The 22,265-nt window shown below is 70.3% G+C and carries 2 protein-coding genes; both read right to left on the bottom strand.

The annotated features are described in order from the left end of the window. Positions 1–249: 249 nt before the first annotated feature. Positions 250–7,818 (bottom strand): non-ribosomal peptide synthetase, encoded by a 7,569-nt coding sequence (locus GR130_RS18980; RefSeq protein WP_159505834.1) that lies wholly within the window; start codon positions 7,816–7,818, stop codon positions 250–252. Then, the gene (locus GR130_RS18975) at positions 7,815–22,169 is read right to left on the bottom strand and encodes a non-ribosomal peptide synthetase (protein ID WP_159505833.1); all 14,355 of its coding nucleotides are present in this window, start codon (positions 22,167–22,169) and stop codon (positions 7,815–7,817) included. Before GR130_RS18975 ends, GR130_RS18980 begins: the two co-directional genes overlap by 4 nt. Positions 22,170–22,265: the final 96 nt, after the last annotated feature.

Here is a 22,265-nt window from a genome sequence, read left to right as displayed (position 1 = left end):
AAGGCCATCGAGGCTGGCCGCATCCCCTGGTGTACCCGTGCCGACCCGGGCCAGTTGGCGGAGGTCAGCCGACGGCTCTCTGCGCTGCCGGACCAGGACGCGCCGCGGCCGGACCCGCTGTATCGCCTCAAGGCACGACAAGGCATCTTGACCTGCCCCTCGACCTGCTGAGGCGCAGGTCAAGGGGCAGGTCACGAACCTACCTCCACCGTGTGCGTCGCAGGTTCCGAGCGGATGTGCCGGGCCGGTTCAACGGGCGAGCGCGGGCGCGGGGAGGAATCCCGTGCCGGCGAAGAACGTCAGGTAGGCCCGCACGGTCTCGTCGGTCATGGGCGGGAGGTGGACCCCCGATGCCGCGGCCGCTCCGTGGGTGAGGGAGGAGTCGAAGGTCCGACGCGTGCGGCGGGGCCGGCCCTCCGCTTCGCCGGCCGTCCCCTGCCGGCCGGTGCCGCCGAGGAAGAGCTGGGCGGCGTTGTCCGGCTGGTCGGCCACCAACCTGCGCCAGTGGTCGAGTGGTACCGGCTGCACCGTGTAGCCCAGCGTGGCCGCTGCCTGGAACACCTGCGAGAGCATGGGTGGCGCGGGGTGGGTGAGATGGAAGGCCGTATGTTCCCAGCCGGCCGGGTTCCGCGCCGCTTGCCGGTTGCTCGCCAGGGCCACGACTGCCGCGCTCACGTAGTCCACCGGTATCCACTCGGTCGACTCGTCGGCTCCCTCGGGTACCGCCTGTGCCTGGAGGCACCCCTTAATGTACTGCCACAGCAGGTCGCGGTCCTGGCAGGCGCCCGTGCCCGAGGCGCCCGAGATGCGCGCGGGTCGGTAGACGGTCACCGGGATTCCGCGGCTCTGCGCGATACGTACGATCTCCTCGGCGACCCACTTGCTCTGCGAGTAGCCGTCGGGCAGTTCGTGCACGGGACCGACGGCGGACGCTTCCGTGAGGGGGCCGCCGGTGGACGTGTGCGGTGGGTACACGCCGGTGGTCGAGACGTAGTGCATGCCGGTCGATTCCGATGCGGCGGCGATACGGAGGAGTTCCTCGGTGCCCGTTACGTTGGCAGCGCGGAGTTCGGTGTACGGGGCGGCGAAGTTGACCCTGGCGCCGTTGTGGTAGACAGCGCCGACCCGTTTCCGCAGGGCCTTGTGCTCCCTGTCGGACAGGCCCAGGCCCGGCGCGCCCAGGTCGCCCGGCAGTGGACGGATCAGGTCGCCGTAATGCTCCCTCCACAAACCGTACCGCTCCAGGCCGGACCGCAGCCGGTGCGCTCCCTCGGCGGTGTCGCGAGCCCGCACCAGGCAGTCCACCGGACCGCCCGTCGATTCCAGCAGATCGCGCAGGAGGAACGCTCCGAGGAAGCCCGAGGCGCCGGTCAGCAACGGGCGGCGCGCGGCCGCGGGTTCACCGGGCGCGGACCCGGCCGCCGGGGTGATGTCCGGCGCCAGGCGCACGTCCTGGCGCGGGTCGGGGCCGGTCGCGTCCCCGGAACCGCCGGCCGGCTCGTCCAGGAGGCGCCGTACACCGTCCGGGGTGGCTGCGGCGAAGAGGGCACGCATCGACAGCCGTACGCCGAACCTGTCCTCGATGCGCCGGGCCAGCTTGACCGCGAGCAGGGAATGTCCGCCGGCCTCGAAGAAGTCGTCGTCGAGACCGACATCAGGCACGCCGAGGACGTCGGCGAACACCTCGCACAGCAGCTTCTCCTGCTCGGTGTCCGGGGCGCGTCCGGCGCCGGTGCTCGCGGAGGGGCCGGGGGCGGGCAGCCCCCGACGGTCGATCTTTCCGTTCGGGGTGAGCGGCAGGGCGTCGAGCGCGACGAACGTGGACGGCACCATGTACTCGGGGAGTTGCGAGACGAGTGCCTGGCGCATCCGGGCGATCGCCGGCTCCCGCTGTCCGTCGGCGGGAACGACGTAGGCCACCAGCCGCCGGTCACCGGGCCGGTCCTCCCGGACGACGGCGCAGGCGGCGCTGATCCCGGGCACCGCGGCCAACGCCGTTTCGATCTCCCCGAGTTCGATGCGGAAGCCCCGTAGCTTGACCTGGTCGTCGGAGCGGGAGACGTATTCGAGTTCGCCCCGGTCGTTCCAGCGGACGAGGTCGCCCGTGCGGTACATGCGTCCGCCGGTGCGGCTGAACGGGTCGGCGACGAACCGGGCAGCGGTCAGGCCCGGGCGGTGCAGGTAGCCGCGGCCCAGTCCGTCGCCGGCCACGTACAGTTCTCCGATCACGCCCGGCGGCACCAACTCCAGTGCGGCGTCGAGCACATACACCCGTGTGTCGCGCACCGGGACGCCGATCGGTACCCGGTGGGTCGGCGCCTTCGGGCCGGCCGCCTCCTGCACGTCGCTCATGGTCGCGCAGACCGTGGTCTCGGTGGGCCCGTAGGCGTTGACCAGCCGTCGGCCGCCGGCCCACCGCGCGACCAGCGCCGGCGCGCAGGCCTCCCCGGCGAGCACCAGGGTGGTACCGCCTGGTATGCCCTCGTCCTGCGGCATGACCGCGAGGGCGGCCGGCGGGAGGGTCAGGTGGGTGATGCCGCGTTCCACGAGGAGGGCGGCGAGCGGGGGCCCCGGCACCAGTTGTGCCGGGTCGGCAACCTCCAGGCAGGCACCGGTCAGCAGTCCCATGCAGATGTCCCAGAACGCCGCGTCGAAACTGGACGACGCCATCTGCAGCACCCGGCTGGTGGAGGTGAGGCCGAGCCTTTCCGCCTGCGTACGGACCATCGCGCCGACGCCCTGGTGGGTGACGACGACGCCCTTGGGCCGGCCGGTGGAGCCCGAGGTGTAGATGACGTAGGCGGGGTGGGCGGGCAGGGGGCCGGTGTGCGGGTCCGCGGTGTGGCCGGTGGACCAGGCGGCGGTGTCGTCGAGTGCCAGGCAGCGGTCGACGGTGGGCAGTGCGGCGCGCAGGTCCGTAGTGGTGATCAGGAAGGCCGGCGCGGCGTCGTCGAGCATGAAGGTGATGCGGGCGGGCGGGTATGAGGGGTCGACCGGCAGGTAGGCCGCTCCTGTTTTCAGGACCGCCAGTATCGCGACGATCATGTCGGCCGAGCGGGGCAGCGCGAGGGCCACCAGGTCCTCGGGGCCGATGCCCTGTCCGGACAGGTGCCGGGCGAGGTCGTTGGCACGGGCGTTGAGTTGCGCGTAGGTCAGGGTGCCCGTGGCGTCGCGTACGGCCTGGGCATCGGGGGTACGGGTCACCCACTCCCCGAAGAGCTCCGGCACCGTCGGGGCCGACAGGGACGCGGCGGGTCCGCGGCCCCACTCCTCCAGCATCCGCGACCGCTCCTCGGCGGTGAGCAGGTCGTAGCCGCGGACGGGCACGTCGGCGTCGGCCACGACCGCGGACAGCAGGCGGCGGAGCCGGTGGGCGAGCCGGTGCACCGTCTCGGGCTCGAACAGTTCGGTGGAGTACTCCAGATGGCACTCGATGCCCGCGGCAGCACCCGCCGCGTCCCGCGTCTCGGTGAAGCTGAACGTCAGGTCGAACTTGCTGATGCCCGTGTGCACCGGCTGACCGCTCACCGTGACCCCCGGCAGCTCAACACCGGCCGCCGCCTGGTTCTGCAACACCAACATGACCTGGAAGAGCGGATGACGATCCTGCGAACGCACCGGATTGAGCGCCTCCACCAACCGCTCGAACGGCACATCCTGATGCGCGAACGCCGCCAGATCGAACTCCCGCACACGCTCCAGCAGTTCACGGAAAGTGGGATCCCCCGACAGATCCGTCCGCAACACCAGCGTGTTGACGAAGAACCCCACCAGATCGTCCAGAGCCTCATCGCTCCGACCCGCCACCGCCGTACCGAGCGGGACATCGTCACCCGCACCATGCCGCGACAACAACACCGACACCGCCGCCTGCATCACCATGAACAACGTGCACCCGCACGACCGCGCCAACGCCACGAGCCCCCGGTGCGTGTCCTGGTCCAGGCTGAAGAAATGCGCCTCGCCCCTGTGGTCCGTCACGGCCGGCCGCGGGCGGTCCCACGGCAGCACCAGCGCCTCGGGCGCACCGGTCAGGGCCTGGCGCCAGAAGGCCAGTTGGCGGGCCGTCAGGCTCTCGGGGTCGGACTCCTCCCCGAGCATGCGCCGCTGCCACAGGGTGTAGTCGGCGTACTGCACCGGCAACGGCGACCAGTCGGGACCCCTGCCCTCGACACGCGCCCGATAGGCAACACCCAGATCCCGTCCCAACGGCGCCAACGACCAACCGTCACCGGCGATGTGATGCAACGCCAGCACCAGCACATGGTTCTGCGCGCCCAGCCGCAGCAGGCTCACCCGCAGCGGTACTTCGGCTTCCACGTCGATCGGCTCGGTCACCGCCGCCGAGATCCGGCCGGGCAGGTCGGGCTCCTCGACATCGTCGACGGTCAGGGCGAGCCACGCCTGCGCCGGGCCGAGGACCACCTGTTCGGGCTCGCCGTCGTGCTGGGGGAAGACGGTGCGCAGCGCCTCGTGTCGCTCGACGACGTCGCCCAGCGCGGCGCCGAGAGCGTCGACGTCGAGCGGGCCGTCGAGGCGCAGCACCAGCGGGATGTTGTACGTGGCGCCGGGCCCGTCCAGCCGGCCCAGGAACCACAGGCGCTGCTGCGCGAAGGACAGCGGAAGTCTCGCCGGGCGCTGCGCGGGCACGACGGCGTCCCGGGCCGCGCCCGCACCGTCGAGGGCCTCGGCCAGTTGCACGACCGTGGGGTGCTCGAAGAGCGTGCGCACTTCGAGTTCGACGCCGAGTGCGGTGCGGATACGGCTGACCAGGCGGGTGGCCAGCAGGGAGTGTCCGCCGAGCGAGAAGAAGCTCTCGTCGACGGGGACGCGGCCGGTGCCGAGCACGTCGGCGAACAGATCGGCGAGCAGTTCTTCCCGCACGGTGCGCGGGCCGCGCCCGCCGGTGTCCGCGGCGTGCCGGGGCGCCGGCAGTGCCCGCCGGTCGAGCTTTCCGTTCGGGGTCAGCGGCAGTGCGTCCAGCACGACGAACGCCGACGGGACCAGGAACCCGGGCAGCGTCCGGCCCAGCTGCTCCGCCAGTGCCGTCGCGGATGTCGTCGCGCCGTCCGCCGCCACGGCATAGGCCACCAGCCGCCGGTCGCCAGGGGCGTCCTCGCGGAGGACGACACAGGCGGCCGTCACCGTCGGCAGGGCGGTGAGCGCGGCTTCGATCTCGCCGGGTTCGATGCGGTGGCCGCGGAGTTTGACCTGGTCGTCGGCGCGGGAGAGGTAGACGAGCCGGCCGTCCGCGTCCCACCGGACGAGGTCGCCGGTACGGTACATCCGGCCGCCCGACGGATCGAACGGATCGGCCACGAAACGCGTGGTCGTCAGGTCGGGGCGGCCCACGTACCCGCGGGCCACCCCCGGTCCGGCGAGATACAGCTCGCCCACCACGCCCGCGGGCACCGGCCGCAGCCGGGCGTCGAGGACGTAGCACCGCATGCCGTCCAGTGGCCTGCCGATGGGCGGAACCCGGTGCTCCGCGATCGGCTGCGACGGCACCTCGTACCGCGTCGCGAACGTCGTCGTCTCGGTCGGCCCGTAGGCGTTGACGAACGACGTCCGGGGGCAGGCGGTCGCCGCGCGTTGCAGGACGCCCGCTGCCGCCGCCTCGCCGCCCGTCGTCACCAGGCGCACCGTCGCGAACAGGTGGGGGTCGGTGTCGGCGACGATGTTGAACAGGGAGGTGGTCAGGAAGAGGGCGGTGATCTTCTCGGCTGCCAGTAGGCGGCCGAGGCGATGCGGTTCGAGCGGGCCGTCAGGGGCGACGACGACCGTTCCGCCGTTGAGCAACGGGACCCAGATCTCGCAGGTCGAGGCGTCGAAGACGTAGGCGGAGTGCAGGAGGACCGCGTCGGCGGCGCCGCGCCACATGGCATCGGCGGCGAGTGCCGCCACGTCGGCGTGCGTGACGCCGATGGCCTTGGGGGTGCCGGTGGAGCCGGAGGTGAACATCACGTACGCCAGCCGCGCGCCACCGGGGAGGCGGGGAAGCGTGCCCGGCTCGGCGGGTGCGCCGTCGATGACCCGGCCGCCGGTGTCGACCACGACGACCGGGAGCGAGCCGCGGGCTTCCGCCACCCAGGGATGGCCGGCGAGGTCCGCCCCGACGACGAGGGCGCGCAGACCCGCCGAGGCGGATATCCGGCGCAGTCTCGCGGCCGGCCAGCGGGCGTCCAGCGGTACGTACGCACCGCCGGCCCGGACTGCGGCCAGCGAAGCGGTCACCACGGCGGCCGAGCGGCCGACCAGCACACCGACACCGTCCTCGGCCGCGAGGCCCAGGCCCGTCAGGCACCGCGCCAGGGAACCGGAGAGCCCGTCCAACTCTCCGTAGGACAGGGCGCTTTCACCCTGCCTGACCGCCACCGCGTCCGGGGACGACGCCACCTGGGCGGCGAACAGTTCCGGGAGGCCGGCCCGCGGCGGACCGGCCGGCAGGGGGGCGCCCTTCCCCTGGTCGAGGAGCCGTGCCTGCTCTCCGTCGAGCAGCACCGAGCGGTCGGCGACGCGCTGCTCCAGGTCATCGGCGCAGGCTTCCAGCAGCAGCCGCAGCCGCTCGGCCATCAGCCGTACGGTCCCGGATGCGAAGGAGTCCGTGCGATGGCCGAAGGTGATCCGCAGATCATCCCCCGGCGCGATGGTGAGGGTGAGCGGATAGTGCGCCGCGTCGGTGCCCCGGAATCCGGTGACGCGAAGGCCGGGGAGGCCCTCCTGCGCCTGCCGCAGGGCCTCCGCGTCCATGGGGTAGTTCTCGAACACGGCGAGCGTGTCGAAGAGGTCGTCCAGGCCGGTCAGGGCGCGGATCTCGGTCAGCCCGAGGTACTGGCAGCCCAGGAGCCGGCCCTGTTCGTCCTGCATCCGGTGCAGCAGCGTTGCCAGGGTGTCGTCGGGGCGTATGCCGACGCGGACCGGAATCGTGTTGATGAACAGGCCGACCATGGTCTCGACACCGGGGATCTCCGGCGGCCGGCCCGAGACGGTGGTGCCGAACAACACGTCGTCCTGTCCGGTGAGTTGGTGCAGCAGGACTCCCCAGGCGCCCTGCACCACCGTGTTGAGTGTCAAGCGGTTCCGGCGGGCCGTCTCCCGCAGGCGGTCGGTGGTGGCCGCGCCCAGGTTCAGCACCAGTTGCTCGGGCAGCTCGCCCGACGACGCGGAGGCCGGTTTCTCCCCGGCCAGCAGGGTCGGCTGCGCCACTCCGGCGAGCGCCGCGCGCCAGGCGCCGGCCGCGGCCGTACGGTCCTGGGCGGCCAGCCAGGCGAGGTAGTCCCGGTAGGGGGCGACGCGCGGCATGGCGCCGCCGTCCCCGCCGCGCGCATAGAGCTCGAACAGTTCCCGTACCAGCAGCGGCATCGACCAGCCGTCGAGGAGGAGGTGATGGTTCGTCATGACCAGGTGGTAGCGGTGGTGCGCCATCCGGATCAGGGTGAACCGCATCAGGGGCGGTTCGGAGAGGTCGAAACGCCGCGTGCGGTCGGCGGCCAGGAACGTCGCGAGCCGCTCGGCGCGCTCGGCGTCGTCGCCCGTGCCGAAGTCGAGTTCCTCGAAGACCGGTGGGACTTCGACGGCGACGGCCTGGACCGGTTCGTCGAGGTCCTCGTAGAGGAACCCCACCCGAAGGTTCGCGTGCCTGCGGAGCAGTCCCTTGACGGCCGCGTAGAGCACCGCCGCGTCGACCGGCCCCTCGATGTCGAAGACGAACTGCGCGGTGTAGACGTCCACCGCCTCGGAGTCGTACACGGCATGGAACAGCATGCCCGCCTGCAGCGGTGTCAACGGCAGGACGTCCTGCAGCTGGAACCCGGTCACTTGCGTCCACCCCACTTGTTCTGCAGCTTGTTCTGCAGCTTGTTCTGCAGTCGATCGATCTGGGCCTGGTTGAGCGAGACCAACGGAAGGTCGGAGGGCGTGTAGCCGCCGGCGTCGGGTGCCTGGGCGTGTTCCGCGACGGCACGCAGTGCCCGCAGCCAGCCTTCGGCGAGTTCCTCGACGTCCTCCTCCTTGAGCAGATCCGTCGGCCAGGTCCAGCCGGCGACCAGTTGCGGCCCCTCCGGCAGGTCCTTGGTGTAGGCGTTGATGTCCAGCACGTGATGGACCGGCATGTCCGGGTCCTGGCTGCGTGGTCCGCCCCCGTCGAAGAGCAGCTGCCAGTCCCCGGCGTTGCCCGCCGCCGATGAACCGGCATAGCGGCCCAGGTAGTTGAAGCCGATCTGCGGCGTCACCGCGTCCCGGAGCACGGCGCGGGTGCGCGGGTTGAGGTGGCGCAGCAGGCCGTAGCCGATGCCGTGGTCCGGTACGGCTCGCAGCTGCTCCTTGATCCGCTTCAGCGCACGGTCGACGAGCGGGGCGTCGAACGCCCGCGCTTCGTACCGGCTCACCGGACCCGGGTCGAGCCGCACCGGGTACATGCTGGTGAACCAGCCGACGGTACGGGACAGGTCGATACTCTCGGCGATCTGCTCACGGCCGTGCCCCTCCAGGTCGAGCAGTACGGCCGACCCGCCCGCGCCCCCGCGTTCGGCACGCCACCCGGCGATCGCCAGGGCCAGGCCGGTCAGCAGCACGTCGTTGATGCCCGCGTGGAACGCGGCCGGCACGGTGGTCAGCAGGGGCTGTGTCCACTGTGCGGGCAGTGTGACCGTCAGCGTCCGCACGCCGTCGGCGGTGTCCCGGTCCGGGTCGAGCGGTCGGTATCCCCACTGCGGGTCCTCGGTGCGCAGGATCTCCTGCCAGAGCGGCAGTTCAGCGGCGCGCTCGGCGCTCCGCGCATCGGCCACCAGCAGCTCCGCCCATCTGCGGTAGGGGGTACGCACCGGCGGCAGGGGCGAGGTGTCGCCCGCCGCGCCGGCGGCGACCGCCTGCCAGGCGGTAGCCAGGTCTGCGGTGAGGGTGCGCCACGAGACCGCGTCCACCGCGAGGTGATGGACGACGAGCAGCAGCCGACCGGGCCGGTCGGGCCCCGCGTCGTACCAGACGGCCTCCAGCACGCCGCCTGTGCCGGGCCGCAGCCGCAGGCGGGCGGCTTCCGCAGCCTCGGCGACCACCGCATCGGTCCGTGCGCCGTCGAGCCCGGCGATGTCGACCCGTGTCAGCCGCGCGCGGGCGCTCACCGCGCCCTGCGGCAGGACTTCGAGACCGGGCCGCCCGCCGGGCGTCGCGCTCACCCGGAGCCGCAGCATGTCGTGGTGATCCAGGAGTAGTTGGAGCGCCGAGGCGATGTCGCTCTCCGTTGCTCCGGCCGGTGAGCGCAGCACGCTCGACTGGTTGTAGCCGTCGCGCGTGCCCGGCCGGTCGAGGAACCACGCGGCGATGGGCGTGAGCGGCACCTCGCCGGTGCCCGGCGTGGCCGCGGTCTCCGGTTCCGCACCCAGCGGCACGGCGACCGACGCGATCACGGCCACGGTGCGGTGGACGAAGACGTCGCGCGGCGTGATGACCAGACCCGCGTTACGGGCCCTGCTGACGACCTGGATCGACAGGATGCTGTCGCCGCCGAGGGCGAAGAAGTCGTCGTCGACACCGACTTCCGGGATGCCGAGCGTCTCGGCGACCACCCCGCACAGGATCCGTTCCTCGTCGGTACGCGGTGCCTGCCCACCGACCCGGTGTGTCTCCGGTTCGGGTGCGGGCAGGGCGCGGCGGTCGACCTTGCCGTTGGGCAGCAGCGGCAACGCGTCGAGGACGACGAACGCGGCCGGAACCATGTACTCCGGCAATGCGGTCGCAAGGCCCCGGCGCAGCCCGGCGGCGTCCACCGGCTGCTCGGCACCAACCACCACGTACGCGACCAGGCGCCTGTCACCTGGCCGGTCCTCGCGGATCAGCACACGTGCCGCGGTAACGCCCGGGAGTGCCGTCAGCGCACTCTCGACCTCACCCAGCTCGATGCGATAGCCCCGCAACTTGACCTGGTCGTCAGCCCTCCCCAGATACTCGATCCGCCCCTGCGCATCCCACCGCACCACATCACCCGTGCGATACATCCGCCCACCCGACGGATCAAAGGGGTCAGCGACGAAACGGGATGCCGTCAAACCCGGACGACCCACATACCCACGCGCCAACAACCCACCCGCCAGATACAACTCCCCCGGCACACCAGGCGGCACCACACCCAACGACCCATCCAACACATACGCCCGGGCATTCCAGATCGGCCGCCCAATCGGCACCACACCCACACCACCAGCAACCACCGCATGCGCCGTCGCATCGATCGTGGCCTCCGTCGGCCCATAGAGGTTGTGCACCTCCACCGACCACACATCAGCAACCCGAGCCGCCAACTCCCCCGACAACGGCTCACCACCACACAACACAACCCGCAAACACCCAGGAACCACCCCCGCCCCACTACCCAACACCAACGACAGATGCGACGGCACGAACTGCGCCACCGTCACCCCGAAGTCCCGCATGCGATAGAGCAGTTGATCCGGGTCACGGTTCGTCTCCGGTGACACCAGACAGGTGGAGGCTCCATGGAGCAACGGCAGCCAGATCTCCCACACCGAGGCATCGAAGCTCGGCGACGTCCGAGCCAGCACCCGATCCTCACCCGTCAACGCCAGATGGTCGGCCAACCACGCCATATGCTGCGTCACCGACGCATGAGTGACCACCACCCCCTTCGGACGCCCCGTAGAACCCGAGGTGTAAATGACATACGCCGGACCCGCAGCCGACACAGCACCACCCGGACCGGACGCATGCCCCACCGACCAGGACACCGAGTCGTCCATCACGACGAACGGCAGCTCGGTCGACGGAAGTTGCTCCTGAACCGCGCGATCGGTGATCAGCAGCTTCGGACGAGCATCCTCCAGTAGATACGTGATACGAGCAGCCGGATATGCGGGGTCCACGGGCAGGTAGGCCGCGCCCGCCTTCAAGATCGCCAGCATCGCCACGACCATCTCCGCAGTGCCCGGCAGCGCCAACGCCACCAGGTCCTCCGGGCCGATCCCGCGTCCCGACAAATAATGCGCGAGGTCGTTGGCCTCCGCCTCCAACTGGGCGTACGTCAGGGAACGCCGACCGTCACGGACCGCCACCGCATCCGGGGTACGTGCCACCTGCGCGCTGAAGAGTTCCGGCACGGTCAGCCGCGGCACCTGCCGAGACCGACCGCGCCCTGCGGCGATCACCCGCGCCCGCTCCTCGTCGGCGAACAGCGCGACACCGTGGGCTCGCTGGTCCGGGTCGGCGAGCACTGCTGCCAGCAGCCGCGACAGCCGGTCGGACAGCGCCCGCACGGTGTCGGCCTCGAACAGTTCGGTGGAGTACTCCAGGTGGCACTCGATGCCCGCGGCAGCACCCGCCGCGTCCCGCGTCTCGGTGAAGCTGAACGTCAGGTCGAACTTGCTGATGCCCGTGTGCACCGGCTGACCGCTCACCGTGACCCCCGGCAGCTCAACACCGGCCGCCGCCTGGTTCTGCAACACCAACATGACCTGGAAGAGCGGATGACGATCCTGCGAACGCACCGGATTGAGCGCCTCCACCAACCGCTCGAACGGCACATCCTGATGCGCGAACGCCGCCAGATCGAACTCCCGCACACGCTCCAGCAGTTCACGGAAAGTGGGATCCCCCGACAGATCCGTCCGCAACACCAGCGTGTTGACGAAGAACCCCACCAGATCGTCCAGACCCTCATCGCTCCGACCCGCCACCGCCGTACCGAGCGGGACATCGTCACCCGCACCATGCCGCGACAACAACACCGACACCGCCGCCTGCATCACCATGAACAACGTGCACCCGCACGACCGCGCCAACGCCACGAGCCCCCGGTGCGTGTCCTGGCCGATCACGAAGGTGAGGGCGTCGCCCTCGTGGTTCAGCAGTGCGGGTCGCGGCCGGTCCCACGGGAGTTCGGCCAACTCGGGCATCCCCGCGAGTTGTTGCCGCCAGAAGTCCAGCTGGCGGGCCGTCAGGCTCTCGGGGTCGGACTCCTCCCCGAGCATGCGCCGCTGCCACAGGGTGTAGTCGGCGTACTGCACCGGCAACGGCGACCAGTCGGGACCCCTGCCCTCGACACGCGCCCGATAGGCAACACCCAGATCCCGTCCCAACGGCGCCAACGACCAACCATCCGCCGCGATGTGATGCACCACCAGCACCAGCACATGCGCCTCGGCACCCAACCGCAGCAACCGCACCCGCACCGGAACGTCGGTCGCCACGTCGAACGCGCAGGAGACGCTGTCGGTGAGAACCCGGTCAAGCTCGGCGGGCGCCACGTCCTGTGGCCGCGGCACGAGGTCGACGGCGGACGCGTCCAGCACCAGTTGACGCGCGACACCGTCGGTCACCGGATAGACGGTGCGCAGGGTCTCGTGGCGCTCGACGAGGTCGCCCAGCGCGGCACCCAGCGCGTCGACGTCCAGGGGGCCGTCGAGCCGCAGCACCAGCGGGATGTTGTAGGTGGCGCCGGGCCCTTCGAGCCGGTTGAGGAACCACAGGCGCTGCTGCGCGAAGGACAGCGGCATGCCTTCGGGCCGCTTTTCGGGCTGCACCGACGGCCGTGCCGCGTCGGCGGCGTCGAGGACCGCGGCGAGCCCGGCGACCGTCGGGTGCTCGAAGAGCGCACGGACCTCGACCTCGACGCCCAGGACCGAGCGCACCCGGCTCACCAGCCGCGTCGCCAGCAGCGAATGCCCACCTGCCTCGAAGAAGTTGTCCGCCACGCCGACCCGGTCGACGCCCAGGACCCCGGCGAACAGGCCGCACAGGATCTCCTCGCGGGCCGTCCGCGGACCGCGGCCCTCGCCGCCGTCGGGCGCCTCGGGCACCGGCAGCGCACGGTGGTCGACCTTCCCGTTCGGCGTCAGCGGCAGCGCGTCCAGCACGACGAACGCGGAGGGAACCATGTACGCCGGGAGTACCCGTCCCACACCCGCCGCCAGCGCCGCGCTGTCCAGCACCGCCCCGCCGGAGGGCACTACATACCCGACCAGCCGCCGATCGCCCGGCAGGTCCTCCCGCACCCGCACATGCGCGGTGGCGACGCCCGACAGACCGGCGAGGACGCCCTCGACTTCGCCGGGTTCGATGCGGTGGCCGCGGAGTTTGACCTGGTCGTCGGCGCGGGAGAGGTAGACGAGCCGACCGTCCGCGTCCCACCGGACGAGGTCGCCGGTGCGGTACATCCGCCCGCCCGACGGATCGAACGGATCGGCCACGAAACGCGTGGCCGTCAGAGCGGGACGGCCCAGATAGCCGCGCGCCACCCCGGGGCCGGCGAGATACAGCTCGCCGGTCACACCCGGCGCCACCATTCCCAGACCAGCGTCGAGCACATAGGCGCGCATTCCGTCCAGGGCCTGTCCGATGGGCGGCGGGCCGATCGGTGTGTCGGGGGTGACGTGGTGACGGGTGGCGAAGGTGGTCGTCTCCGTCGGGCCGTACACATGGTGGACCCGCGTACCGGTTAGTTGGCCGGCGACCTGTTGCATCGCTCCGGGCGAGGCCGTTTCGCCGCCCGCGCAGACCATCCGGACCCCGGCGAGGGCTTGCGGTTCGACCTCGGCGATGACGTTGAACAGGGCGGTGGTCAGGAACAGGGCCGTGACACCCTCGGCAGTGACGACGTCACGCAGGACATGAGGCTCCAGGGCACCCTCCGGAGCGACAACCACACGCCCACCGTTGAGAAGCGGCACCCAGATCTCGAACGTCGAGGCATCGAAGACATAAGCCGAGTGCAGAAGGACAGCATCGGCAACACCCCCCGACCACGCACCATCGGCAGCCAACGCCACCACATCCGCATGCGAAACCCCAACACCCTTCGGCACACCCGTCGACCCCGACGTGAACATCACATACGCCAGCTGCCCACCACCCACCACCACAGGCAGACAACCACGCCTCACCGGCGCGCCACCGACCACACGACCCACCGCATCGACCACCACGACCGGGACACGCCGCCGCATCTCAGCGACCCACCCGTGACCGGCGAACTCCTCGCCGACCACCAGCACCCGGATGCCACCGACGTCCACGACCTGACGCAACCGCTCCACCGGCCAGCGGATATCCAACGGCACATACACACCACCCGCCCGCACCGCAGCCAACGACGCCACCACCACGGCAGCAGAACGCCCCAGCAGCACCCCCACCCCACCCTCAGCCGCTACACCACACCCCACCAAACACGACGCCAGAACACCCGAAACCTCCTCCAACTCCCCATACGACAACACCACTCCCCCACCCGACACCGCAACCGCACACCGATCCACCGCCACCCGCCCCGCAAACAACCCAGGCAGGCTCGCCCCGGCGGAACCGGCCGGGAGGCGCCCTCCCTCGCCCCAGCGGACGACCTCGGCGCGTTCGCCGGCGGACAGCAGGTCGTAGCCGTGCAGCGGCCGGTCCGGATCAGCGGCGACGGCCTCCAGGAGCCGTACCAGGCGATCGGTCAGGGCCTCGATGGTGGCGGCGTCGAAGAGCGCGGTCGCGTACTCGACTCCGGCCGTCAGCCCGCCCTCCGCGCGGCCCTCACCGAAGGCGAAGGTCAGGTCGAACTTGCTGACCCCGTTGTGCACCAGACGGCTGCCGACCGTCAGCCCCGGCAGCTCGGTGTCGGCGGTGTCCTGGTTCTGCAGCACCAGCATCGTCTGGAACAGCGGGTGATGGTTGCGCGCACGGACCGGGTTGAGGCTCTCCACCAGCCACTCGAACGGCACATCCTGATGAGCGTACGCCGCGAGATCGAACTCCCGGACACGGCTGAGGAGTTCACGGAAGGTCGGGTCGCCCGACACATCCGTGCGCAGGACGAGGGTGTTGACGAAGAAGCCGATCAGATCGTCCAACGCCTCGTCGGTACGGCCTGCGACAGGGGTGCCGAGGGGAATGTCCGCCCCGGCGCCGTGTCGGGAGAGCACCGTCGCCACCGCAGCCTGCAGCACCATGAACAGCGTGCTGCCGGAGGACCTGGCCAGGTCGAGCAACCGGTGGTGCAGTGTGGCGTCCAGCGTGCGGACGTACACGCCACCGGCAGGGTCCGTGACAGCCGGGCGGGGACGGTCGAAGGGCAGTTCCAGCAGCTCCGGCATGTCGCTCAATGCGTCGCGCCAGAAGGAGAGTTGATGCGACGCCAGGCTGTCGGGGTCGCTCTCCGCGCCGAGGAGGTCCCGCTGCCACAGGGTGTAGTCGGCATACTGCACCGCCGGCGCCGCCCAGACGGGCGCCTTGCCTGAGCCGCGTGCCCGATAGGCGGCGCCCAGGTCGCGGGCCAGCGGTGCCAGGGACCAGCCGTCACCGGCGATGTGGTGCAGCACCAGCACCAGCACATGGCGTTCGGCACCGGTCCTGAACAGCCGGCAACGCAACGGCAGATCGGTCGCCACGTCGAAGGGACTCGTCACCGCCTCGTTCACGGCCGCGTCGAGCGCATCGGCGTCGATCTCGCGCACCCGCAGGTCCAGGTCCACGACCGAGGGATCCAGCACGCATTGACGCGGGACCCCGTCCCGCTCGGGGAAGACTGTGCGCAGCACCTCGTGCCGCTCGACCACGTCACCGAGCGCGGACCGCAGAGCATGGGCATCGAGCGTCCCGTCGAGTTCCAGCACGAGTGGGATGTTGTAGGCGGCACCGGGCCCGTCGAGCCGGTTGAGGAACCACAGCCGTTGCTGGGCGAAGGACAGCGGCAGGGTCGTGGGCCGCTCCGCCCGCACGACCGGAGTCCTGCCCCGCCCCGCTCCGTCCAGTGCGGCGGCGAGACCGGCGGGCGTGGGGTGCTGGAAGAGTGTGCGTACGGCCAGTTCGACTCCGAGGACGGAGCGCACCCGGCTGACGAGCCGGGTGGCGAGCAGCGAATGCCCGCCCAGTTCGAAGAAGCCGTCCTCGACTCCGACCCGGGGTCGGCCCAGCACGTCAGCGAAGAGACCGCACAGGATATCTTCCTGGACCGTGTGCGGTCCGCGCCCCTCACTGCCGCTCGCCGACGCCTCGGGTGCGGGCAGGGCGCGGCGGTCGACCTTGCCGTTGGGCAGCAGCGGCAACGCGTCGAGGACGACGAACGCGGCCGGAACCATGTAGTCGGGCAGTATGCCGGCCAGTTCCGTCCGCATCGCGGCCTGGTGCACGATGCTGCCGTCCGCGGGAACGACGTATGCCACCAGGCGCTTGTCACCAGGTCGATCCTCGCGGATCAGCACACGTGCCGCGGTAACGCCCGGGAGTGCCGTCAGCGCACTCTCGACCTCACCCAGCTCGATGCGATAGCCCCGCAACTTGACCTGGTCGTCAGCCCTCCCCAGATACTCGATCCGCCCCTGCGCATCCCACCGCACCACATCACCCGTGCGATACATCCGCCCACCCGACGGATCAAAGGGGTCAGCGACGAAACGGGATGCCGTCAAACCCGGACGACCCACATACCCACGCGCCAACAACCCACCCGCCAGATACAACTCCCCCGGCACACCAGGCGGCACCACACCCAACGACCCATCCAACACATACGCCCGGGCATTCCAGATCGGCCGCCCAATCGGCACCACACCCACACCACCAGCAACCACCGCATGCGCCGTCGCATCGATCGTGGCCTCCGTCGGCCCATAGAGGTTGTGCACCTCCACCGACCACACATCAGCAACCCGAGCCGCCAACTCCCCCGACAACGGCTCACCACCACACAGCACAACCCGCAAACACCCAGGAACCACCCCCGCCCCACTGCCCAACACCAACGACAGATGCGACGGCACGAACTGCGCCACCGTCACCCCGAAGTCCCGCATCCAGCCGACGAGGGCATCGGGATCCTGGTTGGCTTCGGCCGGCATCACGCACACCGAAGAGCCATGGAGCAATGGCAGCCAGATCTCCCACACCGAGGCATCGAAGCTCGGCGACGTCCGAGCCAGCACCCGATCCTCACCCGTCAACGCCAGATGGTCGGCCAACCACGCCATATGCTGCGTCACCGACGCATGAGTGACCACCACCCCCTTCGGACGCCCCGTAGAACCCGAGGTGTAAATGACATACGCCGGACCCGCAGCCGACACAGCACCACCCGGACCGGACGCATGCCCCACCGACCAGGACACCGAGTCGTCCATGACGACGAACGGCACGCCCACAGCAGGCAGTTGCTCGCGAACCGCGCGATCGGTGATCAGAAGCTTGGGACGGGCATCCTCCAGCAGATACGTGATACGAGCAGCCGGATAAGCCGGATCGACAGGCAGATAGGCGGCTCCCGACTTCAACACCGCCAGCATGGCGACGACCGACTCGGCCGATTGCGGTACGGCCAGGGCGACCAGGTCCTCCGGGCCGATCCCGCGTCCCGACAAATGGTGCGCGAGGTCGTTGGCCTCCGCCTCCAACTGGGCGTACGTCAGGGAACGCCGACCGTCACGGACCGCCACCGCATCCGGGGTACGTGCCACCTGCGCCGCGAACTGCTCCGACATCGTCGATGCCGGAACCCGTCGGACGTCGCCTTGTCCCTGTCCGCGCAGGGCGTCGCGTTCGCGCGCGTCCAACAACTCGATCTCGGCGAGCCGTTGGTCGGGGTCGGTGACCACCGATGCCAGCAGCCGCGACAGGCGGTCGGACAGCGCCCGGGCGGTGTCGGGCTCGAACAGCTCGGTGGAGTACTCCAGATACCCGCCGACCCCGGTGGGCCGGCCGGCCTGGTCATGGGTCTCGGTGAGTGAGTAGGTCAGGTCGAACTTGCTGATGCCCGTCTGAACGGGCTGACCGGTCACCGTGATCCCCGGCAGGTCGAGGTCGGCCGCGGCTTGGTTCTGCAGCACCAGCATGACCTGGAAGAGCGGATGACGGCTCTGCGAGCGGGCGGGATTCAACGCCTCCACGACGCGGTCGAACGGCACGTCACCATGGGCGTAGGCGGCGAGGTCGAACTCTCTTACGCGGTCGAGCAGTTCACGGAAGGTGGGATCGCCCGACAGATCCGTCCGCAACACGAGCGTGTTGACGAAGAACCCCACCAGGTCGTCCAGAGCCTCATCGCTCCGACCGGCCACCGCCGTACCGAGCGGGACATCGTCACCCGCACCATGCCGGGACAACAACACCGACACCGCCGCCTGCATCACCATGAACAACGTGCACCCGCACGACCGCGCCAACGCCACGAGCCCCCGGTGCACGTCCGCCGTGACGCGGAAGGGCACGGTGTCACCGCGATGCTGTGACACAGCAGGCCGGGACCGGTCCAGCGGAAGGGCCAGCGTTTCGGGCGCACCGGCCAGTGCCCGGCGCCAGTAGTCCAGCTGGCGTGCCGTCTGGCTCTCGGGGTCGGACTCCTCCCCGAGCATGCGGCGCTGCCACAGGGTGTAGTCGGCGTACTGCACCGGCAACGGCGACCAGTCGGGAGCTCTGCCCGTGGCACGCGCCCGATAGGCGGCGCCCAGGTCCCGGGCCAACGGCGCCAACGACCAGCCGTCCGCCGCGATGTGATGCACCACCAGCACCAGCACATGCGCCTTGGCACCCAACCGCAGCAACCGCACCCGTATCGCGGGGTCTCCCGATACGTCGAAGGCTTCGGTCGCCGCGGACAGCGTCTCTTCCCCGGCCCACTGCTCGACCACGGCCGGATCTGCGCCGCTCGGCGCCTCCTCGAAGCGCAGCGGCACCAGGTCGGCTGCTTCCGCAGCGTCGCACACGTGCTGGCGCGGCGTTCCGCCCTCCTCGACGAAGACGGTGCGCAGGGTCTCGTGGCGTTCGACGACATCGGTGAGCCCGGCACGCAGCGCATCAAGGTCCAGGGGGCCGTCGAGCCGCAGCACCAGCGGGATGTTGTAGGTGGCGCCGGGCCCTTCGAGCCGGTTGAGGAACCACAGGCGCTGCTGCGCGAAGGAGAGCGGGAGGTCTCGCGGACGCTCCTCGCGGACGAGGGCGGCCCGTGCCCGGCCGGCCGTGTCCAGCGCGGTGGCGAGTTCGCCGACGGTCGGGTTCTGGAAGAGCGTGCGCACGTCCAGTTCGGCGTCGAGCGCCGAGCGCGCACGGCTGACCAGGCGCGTCGCCAGGAGCGAATGCCCGCCGAGGGCGAAGAAGTCGTCGTGTACGCCGATGCCGTCGGTGCCGAGGACGTCGGCGAACAGGGCGAGCAGGAGTTCCTCACGGACGGTGCGCGGGCCGCGCCCGGCAGCGCGTTCCGGCACCCGCGGCGCGGGCAGCGCGCGGCGGTCGACCTTCCCGTTCGGCGTCAGCGGCAGCGTCGCGAGAGCCACGAAGGCCGATGGAACCATGTAGGGGGGAAGGACGCGGGCCACTGACGCGGACAGTTCGCCCTCGTCCATGGGGCAGCCGTCGGCCGGCACCACATAGCCCACCAACTGCCGGTCGCCGGGCAGGTCCTCGCGTACGACGACGCAGGCGGCCACCACCGCGGGCAGCCCGGCGAGGACGCCTTCGATTTCGCCGGGTTCGATGCGGTGGCCGCGGAGTTTGACCTGGTCGTCGGTGCGGGAGAGGTAGACGAGCCGGCCGTCCGCGTCCCACTGGACGAGGTCGCCGGTACGGTACATCCGTCCGCCCGACGGATCGAAAGGGTCGGCGACGAAGCGGGTTGCGGTCAGTCCCGGACGGGCTGTGTAGCCGCGTGCGACGCCCTGGCCTGCGAGGTACAACTCACCTGCGACCCCGGGCGGTACGAGTCCCAGGGCGGCGTCGAGGACGTAGGCCCGCATACCGTCCAGAGGGTGGCCGATGGGAGGCGGTCCCGCGGGAGTTTCCGGGGTGACGTGGTATCGGGTGGCGAAGGTGGTCGTCTCCGTCGGCCCGTAGACGTGGTGTACGCGGGTACCCGGCAGTTCGCGGGCGAGCTGCTGCATGGCACCGGGCGCGGCGCGTTCGCCGCCGGTGCAGACGGCGCGGACCCCGGCGAGGGCTTGCGGTTCGACCTCGGCGATGACGTTGAACAGGGCGGTGGTCAGGAACAGGGCCGTGACACCCTCGGCAGTGACGACGTCACGCAGGACATGAGGCTCAAGGGCACCCTCCGGAGCGACAACCACACGCCCACCGTTGAGAAGCGGCACCCAGATCTCGAACGTCGAGGCATCGAAGACATAAGCCGAGTGCAGAAGGACAGCATCGGCAACACCCCCCGACCACGCACCATCGGCAGCCAACGCCACCACATCCGCATGCGAAACCCCAACACCCTTCGGCACACCCGTCGACCCCGACGTGAACATCACATACGCCAGCTGCCCACCACCCACCACCACAGGCAAAGAAGCACCGTGTACAGAAGCACCGTGTGCAGACGCGCCATCGACCACACGACCCACGCCATCGACCACCACCACAGGCAGGAACCCACGCACCTCCTCAACCCACGCATGACCGGCCAACCCCTCACCGACGATCAACACACGCAAGCCGGCACCCTGAGCCGCCTGACGCAACCGCTCCACCGGCCAACGGACGTCCAACGGCACATACACACCACCCGCCCGCACCGCAGCCAACGACGCCGTCACCACGGCAGCAGAACGCCCCAACAGCACCCCCACCGCACCCTCAGCCGCTACACCACACCCCACCAAACACGACGCCAGAACACCCGAAACCTCCTCCAACTCCCCATACGACAACACCACTCCCCCACCCGACACCGCAACCGCACACCGATCCACCGCCACCCGCCCCGCAAACAACCCAGGCAGCGACGGCCTCCGGGCCGGCTCGCGGTCTCGTCGTTCGAGGGGGGCGCCGCGCCCTGCCGCAAGCACCTGACCGGCAGTCTGCTCGTCGAGCATCGCGAGGCGGGAGAGAGGAGACGTCGCGTCCGCCCGGGCGAGTTCGGAGACCAGTGCGGTGATGCCCTGCTGGTGCGGCCGGACGTCCTCGGGACGGTACAGGTCCGGGTTCACATCGAAGCCGATCAGCGGTCCCTTGCCCTCCGAACGCTCGGAAACGAAGAGGGAGACGTCGTCGACCGGGCCGGTGGACAGCAGCCTTGAGACACCGGTGCTGCCGGCGAAGTCGAGGTCGTACTCGTAAGGCATGACGTTCACGACCACATCGCACAGCCGCGCCGCGTCACCCGTGATCCGGAGGTCGCGCGCGAGCTGCTCCCTGGAGTAGCGACGGTGACGCAGCGCCAGCCGCATCTCGGCGGCGACGGTCCGCACCAGGGCCTCGACGGTCATGCCCGGAGTGATCTGAACGCGCAGCGGGAGAATGTTCGCCGTCATGCCCGGGATCGCGCGCAGACGGGCGGGGCGACCGTTCGATGCGAGCCCGATCGTCACGTCGGCGGTACCGGTGACACGGCTGAGGTAGGCGGCGACCGCGCTCACGAAGACGGCGGACCAGGTGGTCCTGGTCACGGCGGCCAGTCCGCGCAGGCCGTCCATCACCTGCGGGTCGAGAGTCTCGCCCTGGTGCAGGTGGTTACCGCGCACCGAATGCTGTTCGCTGTCGTTTCCCGGTCGCGAAGGAACGCGCCGCGGCTGGGAAGCCTCATCGCCCACTCGGCGAGCGGTTGCGAGAAGGGCGTTTCCGGTGTCGCGGCCGGACCGGGCGAAGTCGGCGAATTTCCCGGTCCAATACGCCCGGTCACGTTCGAAATCAGGAGACTGGAGATACACCGTCTCGTCATCGACGAGAGCACTGAACGGAGCGAATAATTCCGGCACCGCTTCGCCGCGCACCGCGGCGGTATACGCGTCGGCCACTTTGCGCGCGAGAACGGAGCCGCCGAGTCCGTCCATCACGATGTGGTGATAGCGGATGTACCAGTAGCGGCGATCGGGGCCGAGCCTGAGCAGGAGGAAGGCATGGTGCGGCGGAGCCGGGGTGCCGGCGACGGTGGCCATGTCGGCGGCCATGAACCGTTCCGCGGCGTCGGCCGGGTCCGCCTCCGCGGAGAGGTCGATGACGCGTGGACGTCCCGGTGACGGGTGCGCCACGCGTTGGTGGATGCCGTCGCCCTGCTCCACGAACTCGACATTGAGGCTGTCGCAGCCCCTGGTGACTTTTTCGAGCGAGGCTATGAACAGAGCCTCGTCCAGGGGGCCCTGGATTTCTATGCATTCACCGATGTTGTACTTCGGACTCTGCGGATCCAACTGCTGCCCGTACCACACGCCCTGCTGCGACATCGTCAGCGGGAGGAGGCGACCGTGGTTTTTCTGCATAGTGCTTCCGCCCTTTCAGGGGGTGTGTTGTGGCCGCCCCTTCAGGGCACGGGAAAGCATCCCGGATCACCGAATTCAGGCGACACCCTGAACGAT

It is taken from the genome of Streptomyces sp. GS7, from assembly GCF_009834125.1.
GTDB lineage: Bacteria > Actinomycetota > Actinomycetes > Streptomycetales > Streptomycetaceae > Streptomyces.
The sequence above is the reverse complement of the archived record's forward strand: the minus strand, read 5'-3'. Positions and strand labels throughout refer to the sequence as shown.

Coding starts and splice junctions, on each gene's coding strand:
- GR130_RS18975 (WP_159505833.1), bottom strand. CDS start 22,169: ATGCAGAAAAACCACGGTCGCCTCCTCCCGCTGACGATGTCGCAGCAG.